The following is a 7,848-nucleotide window of genomic DNA, read 5'->3' on the forward strand; positions in this document are numbered from 1 at the left end:
ATCTCATACTCAATCAATTAAAATCTCTTGGTGTAAACTCTAATTGGGATATGTTATTTATAGTATTTTCAATTCACTTTATTCAATTATTAAAGCAATTACCTAAAGAGATGCAAGTGACATTTTTAGAATCTAAGGTCATCACACAAGCACAGTTGCAAAATTTGGGGCAGCATGTGACGCATAAAAGAATTGATTATGCGGAACCATTAGACTTTTTAAAAAATGTTGAAAATGGAAAAGATACGCTTTACCGTGCACTCATGTCTTATGCTGAAACGCATTTGGAATACGAAAACACAACGCTTTTTGATATTCAAAGTCCTTTATGGCAATTTGCACAATCTATTTATCAAGAGTGGTATTTAGGATGTTCTCTTTTTGAAGAAATTGAACAATTACCTGCAAAATCGGATTTTAAACAAGGCTACATTTATAACGAAAAAGTTATTGTGCCGGTTGAAGACATAAAGTCTTTATTAAATACCTTAAAATCAGAAGGGTATCGTATTGGTATAGCGACGGGTCGTACGCGTCCAGAGACATTAATTCCTTTTGAGGCTTTAGGATTATTAACACATTTTGATACGTATTATATTGGAACAGCAAGTGAAGTACTAGAGGTTGAATCGGAATATCCAGAACAAAAACCATTAGGTAAACCGAACCCATTTACATATCTTGTTGCTTATTATGGAAATGATAAGAATCGTTATTATGATTATGCAACCCATCAAACGCATCGTGTCGATAAGAAACAAGTTATTATAGTGGGAGATTCGTTAGCAGATTTACTCTGTGCGAAAACAATTAATGCGACATTTATTGGAACTTTAACAGGTTTAAAAGGGAAAGAGGCACGTAAAGAATTAGAAGCACATGATGCGGACTATATCGTTAATCATGTTCTAGATATTAAAGATATCGTGTTAAATCATCATTGAATATGAATGCTTAACTAAATTTTAAATGATAAAAGCTAGATGAAGGTCGGTGTTTCACAATGCGTCAATGACCTTATCTAGCTTTTTAGTTATTGTTTCAAAGTAACTGGTGTAACGGAATGGAAACCGTCTATATTTAATAAGTCATCCTCTACAGCTTGATGGATAGGGTTATCGATAGACAATATCATCATTGCTTTACCACCAATATGTGTACGGCCTAAATGCATTGATGCAATATTCACGTCATATTCACCAAGTATTTGACCAGTTTTTCCAACGATACCGGGTCGATCATGATGATGAATGACGAGCTGGTATTGTTCAGGTTTGAAGTCAACAGGATAATCATTAATACGAACGATTCTAGGTCCGAATCCATTGAGGACAGTAGCACCTAATTTAACTCGGTCTCCTTTATTGATGAGTTCTAACTCAATATAGTTACTGAATCCTTTTTTACTTTTCGTTTTTTCAATTGTATAGGTTACATTTTGTTCATTTAAAAGAACAAGGGCATTAATTAAATTGACATGATCTCCCATATCTTGTTGTAATACACCCTTAACTAATGTTCGTGTAATTAAACTCGTGTCATCTAAAGCTAAATCCCCAGCATAAGTAATTTTTAGTTCACGAGGTGCTTTAGGCAATAATTGTATGCCCACTTGACCCGTCATTTTTGCAAGTTGGACAAATGGTTTTAATGCTTCATCGTCATTGAAAATGACACTCGGTGCATTGACTGCATGAGAAATATTTTGATGTAACAATATTTCAGCAATGTTTTCAGCAACAGAAACAGCCACTTTTTCTTGTGCTTCAATTGTAGATGCACCAAGATGTGGTGTCACAATAACTTTCGGATGACGTGTTAATGGCGAATCGGTTGCGGGTTCATTTTCAAAAACATCTAAGGCAGCGCCTGCGATTTGATTATTATTTAAGGCTTGCAATAACGCCGCTTCATCAATAATGCCACCCCGTGCTACATTAATAATCCTTAGGCTTGGTTTTGCTTGTTCAAAAAATGATGCACCAATAATCCCTTTAGTTTTGTCGGTTAATGGCGTATGTACAGTAACAAAGTCAGCATTTTGAGCAATTTCATCGACTGTAGCTCGAGTAAAATCAAGTTCTTTGGCTTTGTCTTCAGATAAATATGGATCATATGCCAATATTGACATACCAAAACTTTGAAGCCGTTTCGCAACACCAATACCAATTCGACCAGTTCCAATAATGCCTAATGTTTTTCGATAAAGCTCCGTTCCTCTAAAACGTTTTCGATCCCATTGGCCTTGAGATAATGATGCGTGTGCTTGAGGAATGTTGCGTGACATTGCGAGAATCATCGCAACAGAATGTTCAGTGGCAGATATAGTGTTACCGTCGGGCGCATTAATCACAATGATGCCTTGTTTCGTCGCATAGTCTAGGTCGATATTATCAACTCCTACACCAGCGCGTGCCACGACTTTTAACTGCGTAGCTGCTTTCAAGATCGCTTCTGTAACTTGAGTCTGGCTACGGACAATTAATGCATGATATTCAGGAATGCGTTCAATAAGTTCGGCTTCAGTTAATCCTGTTTGGTGGACGACATTAAAACGTGTATCTTCTGTAAGTGATTTTAAGCCATCTTCAGAAATGGGGTCTGCGACAAGTACTTTATATAACATCTTTTAAAACCTCCATAAATGCTGTAGTCCCTTTTCCAACTAAAGATGTTTGTCTATGTTTAGTTAAAATGAGCTCTAAAGCTGCGATAAATGATAATAATGTAAAAGGTGATACATCTGCCATATGTCCTACACGTAAAATCTGTCCTTTCAAGTATCCTTGACCTCCGGCAATTGTAATATTAAACTGCGCTTTGAGTTCATTTTTAATCGTTTGAAGCTCCTCTTTATTTTTAGGGATGAAAGCAGTGACTGTGGGTGATGCCACAGCATCGTTAACAAGTAAATCAAGGTCAAGTGCTTTCAAAGCTGAACGGACAGCATCGCGTAATTGATAATGCTGTTGAATAACATTTTTTAGTCCTAATTCATTGACATTGCGTATATATGCATTGACACCACGGAACGCAGTAATGTTTGGCGTATAGGGTGTAGAGGACGCCTTTAAAGATTCATAATGTTTCGACAAATCTAAGTAAAATTTTGGTGTTTTATTTTGCTGAAAAGCTCTTAACGCGCGTTCATTATAAGCAACAAATGCAATACCAGGAGGTAAACCCATCGCTTTTTGGCTACCTGATACTAAAACATCTATAGCGTCACGTTGCATATCAACATCAACTGCTCCAATACAACTGACGCCATCTACCACATAAAATAAAGCGTCATCTAATTGTTTTAATGCAACACCGAGTTCAGCAACGGGGTGTAATACTGCAGTAGATGTTTCACAAAATTGGGTGAATACAGCTTTGATGCGATGGTTGATATTTTTAATGAAATCAATTACAGCTTTTGTGTCGAAAGCTTCTCCCCAAGTCACATCAAAGACGTGAACGTTTGAATAATAGGTTTGAGCAATTTGTTTAAAGCGATTTCCGAAAGCACCAGAAACGATCACTACTATATGATCTTCAGCTTCAAGCAAATTCACCATACTTGCTTCTAGCGCGCTTGTACCACTGGAAGATAAAATCATAACATCATGTTGACTTCCAAAAACAACTTTAAGCGCTTGGAAGGCTTCCTTAGCAATCATTTCAAAGTCAGATGAACGATGTCCCACCATGGGTAAATTCATTTCAGCTTGGATTTGTGCAGTAACAGGAGTAGGGCCAGGTGTCAATAATGTGGTATGATTAAAATACATAAGAAACCTCCTTAAGTAAGATTTTTTAATTTTAACAAATATTCTGATAAATTAACAGAAAAATTTCACGGAACTTTTTTCCAGTGAAATTAAATAATGATAGAGGGGTGGATGTGAATGGCTACATTTCCACGTATACTATTGGAGACCATACAATTGCGATCTGCTATATGAATTAATCGCTCTAATCTTTGATTAAGTTGATCTTTAGTTTCAACATTTTGAACGTAGATGTTGACATTGTGTGTAATATTGTCCATTGAAAACTTGTGATTTTTATATGAAGCAGTACCTACAGAGTTGACATCTAAAGCTATCACGTCTATACGAGCGCGTTCTAATGTTGCTGCTAATGATAGTGTAAAACAACTACCAGCAGCACTAATTAATAGCTCGTCAGGATTAGTACCCACACCAACACCACCCAAAGCGTTCGGGATTGAAAATGGTGCATGAATGACATCGCCTTCAAGTTGTCCTACATGATCTTTACCACTTCGCCATTTCAAATGTACTTTAAAAGCATGTTGAGTCATTTTACTTCACTCCTACTGGGATTATGATAAGTTAAGTGTAGTAGAATTTTGTATTATTTGAAAGGATGTTTCTCTAATGAAATTGAGTAAACCATTTAAAGCGTTTAAAATCGTTGCGCATCGGGGTTTAGCAGAAAAATACCCGGAAAATACGAAGCTTGCATATCAAGCAGCACTAGGAAGACATATCGACATGTTAGAAATTGATTTACATATGACTAAAGATGGTGCGCTCGTTGTAATTCACGATGAAACGATTGATCGCACATCAAATGGAAAAGGGGAAATTAAAGAACTTACTTTAGATGAATTACGTACATATGATTTTGGGAGTTGGAAAGCACCCTACCAACATGAAGAGATTATGACTTTCGATGAAGTTTTAACACTTTGTAAAAATTATTCTAAAATGCTTTTAATTGAAATTAAAACGCCAAAGAAATATCCAGGGATTGAAGAGGCAGTCATTCAGAAGATTAAAAACCAGCAATTTCCGCATCATCGTATCATTATTCAATCTTTTGATATGAAATCTATTCAACGGATTCATACGTTAACACCGTACATTAAGTTGGGCGTGCTAATTAGTAAACGTAAATATTGGTTAAAACAACCACCATTTAAAGACATTGCTCAATTTGCTGATTATGCTAATCCTAACTTTAAATTAGTCAATCCAAGATTTATTCAACGTGCACATCAAGAAGGTTTAAAAGTAATGCCTTATACAGTTAATACAGTCGATGATGCAAAACATATGATGAAACTAGGTGTTGATGGACTCATTACAGATGCCCCGCACCGCTTATTTAAATTATAAAACAACGTATTAAAGGGATAATGACATCAAAGTTAATACTATCATTATCCCATTTTAGATTGATCATTAATACGTACATCAATGTTTTTAAATAATTATGAGTGGAAGGCTACGTTATGTCGACGATTCTTAGGATTGCGACTTTAACTTTTGATATGCACCAATTGCGACTGCTAAATCAAAATAGGCAGCGCCTACACATTTAAAAACGGTAATATCATGATTTGACTCACGTAATATATCTTTATTGAGAACAACGGACTTCAAATCACCACTGACTTCATTAAATTGGAAAATGTGCTTTTCATGTGCTTCGATGAATTCTCCTGCTTCTTCAGTCACACCTTCAATGTCATCAAATACAATATGTTGTGCTTTGGGAAATAGATGATAGTCTAATTCTTTCATTTCTGGTCTATATGAGCCGATCCCATTAATGTGTGTACCGGGTTTAACATCTTCTGCTTGAAATACAGGTGTCGTTGATTGAGTTTGGCAATTAATAATGTCTGAGTGTTGAACTAATGGCTTAACCTGTTTAACAACTTCTACCTCTAAATCTGGAAAGTCTTTTAATATGCGGTTTTTGAATTGAATCGCTTTTGCTTCGGTACGGTTAAAAAGATAAATCTTTTCAATAGGTCGGACTTCTAAATTACCTAAAAGTTGCTCATATGCCATGCCTCCGGTGCCAATCATTCCTAATGTTTTACTATCTGTTCTACTCATGAATTTTGAAGCAATACCACTCAGTGCACCTGTACGTAAGCGTGTTAAATAACTTCCATCAAGACTAGCTAAGTGCTGACCTGTTGAAATGTCAGTCAAAATAATATTGGCCTGTGTAGTGGGGCGATGATGTTCAGGGTTATTAGGTGTAATAGAAGTAATTTTTATAATACCAAGCGCTTTTCTTTTATGAATAGAGGGCATGTATAACATTGACTGTGCACCTTCACCGGTAGGAATCACGAGCCGCTGAGTTTGAATCACTTGATCGATATCTTCAAATAAAGCTTCGATATCATGTATTGCATCTTTCATATGATATGCGGATTGAACCTCTTTTTCATCCCAAAACTTCATTAACATTCACTCCTTCACTTTTGATGATAGTATACGTAAAATCATTCAGAATGTAAAAGGGGATATAGAGGTTAAAACGCAAAAACACCACCATGCCATGCATGGTGGTGTCGTATACATATTAACGTGAGTAGTACTCAACGATTAATTGTTCATTGATTTCAGCTGGTAATTCGCTACGCTCAGGAAGACGAACGAAAGTACCTTTTAAGTTATCAGCGTCAAATTCTAAGTAATCTGGTACGAAATTGTTAATTTCGATTGATTCTTCGATGATTGCTAATTTTTGTGATTTTTCACGTACAGTAATCACTTGACCAGGTTTTAAAGTGTATGATGGAATGTCAACACGTTTACCATCAACTTCAACATGACCGTGACCAACTAATTGACGTGCTTGACGACGTGTACGCGCTAAACCTAATGCGTAAACAACAGCGTCTAAACGACTAGCTAAAAGAATCATGAAGTTTTCACCGTGAACGCCACCTTGTTTACCAGCAGCTTCAAAAGTGTTACGGAATTGTCTTTCAGTCATTCCATATAAGTAACGTAATTTTTGTTTTTCACGTAATTGTAAACCATACTCAGATAATTTTTTACGTTGAGTTGGACCATGTTGTCCTGGTGCGTAAGGACGTTTTTCTAATTCTTTACCAGTACCTGATAATGAGATACCTAAACGACGAGATTTTTTCCAGCTTGAACCTCTGAATCGAGCCATAATTGACTCCTCCTTTTTCTTTTTTGTTGTTATGAAAAAAACAAAAAAGAGTGTTAAATGCTCATAAGGATATGATATTTTATGTGTCTTCACCTCATAGCGCCGGTTACGTGACACGTCCGCTTTGGGAATACCATAGCGCCTCATAATATTTAACTGCTATTTTCGTTTTTCACACAAAGTCCATTTTACCACGGTCTTTTTAAAAGTCAAGAAGGATAATAATGATTAGAGATGTTTTTCTAAAATTTCTACAACTTTGATTAAGCCCAATTCATCCTCTTTATTAAACCGATCTTTAATAGGTGCATCAATATCTAACACGCCAATAATTTCCCCGTCTTTATGAATCGGGATAACGATTTCTGATTGGCTATTTGCGTCACAAGCAATATGACCAGGAAACGTATTTACATCAGAAACTCTTTGGACGGCATTTTGTTTCACAGCAGTGCCACAAACGCCGCTTCCTACTTTAATATGCACACATGCAGGTTTCCCTTGGAATGGACCTAAGATGAGTGCGTCATTTTTCATTAAATAAAATCCGACCCAATTAATTTGCTCTAAGCTTTCATTTAATAATGCAGAAGTATTGCTCAAATTCGCAATTAAATCCGTTTCACCAGTTAACAATGCGTCTAGTTGGCGAATTAAAATATCATAATTTGTATTAATCTCCATGATATGCCCATCTCCCTTAAAAATAATAAAATAATTATAGCCTTTTCAATTGTTCGGCGCAATTTAGACGCAATCTATGGTAAAATTTTAAAAAGTCTATCTTTATTAAAGATTTCATTTTAATGCGTTTAAGAATTACGTTATAATGAACTTATGTTTGTAGGAGGAGACGAAAGGACATGGCATTATATATTATATTAGCTATTATTATCATTATATTGG

Annotated in this window: 8 protein-coding genes; 2 read left to right on the plus strand and 6 right to left on the minus strand. The window is 35.8% G+C overall.

The features are described 5' to 3' along the window. The coding region (locus CD172_RS00090) for an HAD family hydrolase (protein ID WP_103345082.1) at positions 1–944 on the plus strand (944 nt) is incomplete at its 5' end. Positions 945–1,033: 89 nt separating this feature from the next. Here the strand turns inward: CD172_RS00090 and serA are convergent. The 3 genes from serA to CD172_RS00105 form a co-directional block, all read right to left on the minus strand. Next, positions 1,034–2,626 carry a phosphoglycerate dehydrogenase gene (gene serA / locus CD172_RS00095; protein ID WP_103345083.1) on the minus strand — a complete coding sequence of 531 codons (1,593 nt, stop codon included), beginning with the start codon at positions 2,624–2,626 and terminating at the stop codon, positions 1,034–1,036. Further along, a complete protein-coding gene (locus CD172_RS00100) occupies positions 2,616–3,776 on the minus strand; it encodes a pyridoxal-phosphate-dependent aminotransferase family protein (RefSeq protein ID WP_103345084.1) in 1,161 nt (386 codons plus the stop codon). Before CD172_RS00100 ends, serA begins: the two co-directional genes overlap by 11 nt. Positions 3,777–3,865: 89 nt before the next feature. Further along, positions 3,866–4,312: an OsmC family protein gene (locus CD172_RS00105; RefSeq protein ID WP_103345085.1), complete on the minus strand. Its 447-nt coding sequence runs from the start codon at positions 4,310–4,312 to the stop codon at positions 3,866–3,868. Between the two features lie 76 nt (positions 4,313–4,388). On the opposite strand from CD172_RS00105, the gene CD172_RS00110 reads away from it, so the two are divergent. Continuing rightward, the gene (locus tag CD172_RS00110) at positions 4,389–5,132 is read left to right on the plus strand and encodes a glycerophosphodiester phosphodiesterase (protein WP_103345086.1); all 744 of its coding nucleotides are present in this window, start codon (positions 4,389–4,391) and stop codon (positions 5,130–5,132) included. A 129-nt stretch (positions 5,133–5,261) separates the two neighbouring features. Here the strand turns inward: CD172_RS00110 and CD172_RS00115 are convergent, their stop codons facing one another. The 3 genes from CD172_RS00115 to CD172_RS00125 form a co-directional block, all read right to left on the minus strand. Further along, complete coding sequence (locus CD172_RS00115) at positions 5,262–6,218, minus strand: ornithine cyclodeaminase family protein (protein ID WP_103345087.1); 957 nt, start codon at positions 6,216–6,218, stop codon at positions 5,262–5,264. A gap of 121 nt (positions 6,219–6,339) precedes the next feature. Further along, positions 6,340–6,942, minus strand: coding sequence for a 30S ribosomal protein S4 (rpsD, locus tag CD172_RS00120; protein WP_037565542.1), 603 nt, complete (start codon positions 6,940–6,942; stop codon positions 6,340–6,342). A 228-nt stretch (positions 6,943–7,170) separates the two neighbouring features. Then, on the minus strand, positions 7,171–7,626 hold the full coding sequence (locus tag CD172_RS00125; protein ID WP_103345088.1) for a GAF domain-containing protein: 456 nt from the start codon (positions 7,624–7,626) through the stop codon (positions 7,171–7,173). Positions 7,627–7,848 lie beyond the last annotated feature (222 nt).

The organism is Staphylococcus agnetis, from assembly GCF_002901865.1.
GTDB classification, from domain to species: domain Bacteria; phylum Bacillota; class Bacilli; order Staphylococcales; family Staphylococcaceae; genus Staphylococcus; species Staphylococcus agnetis.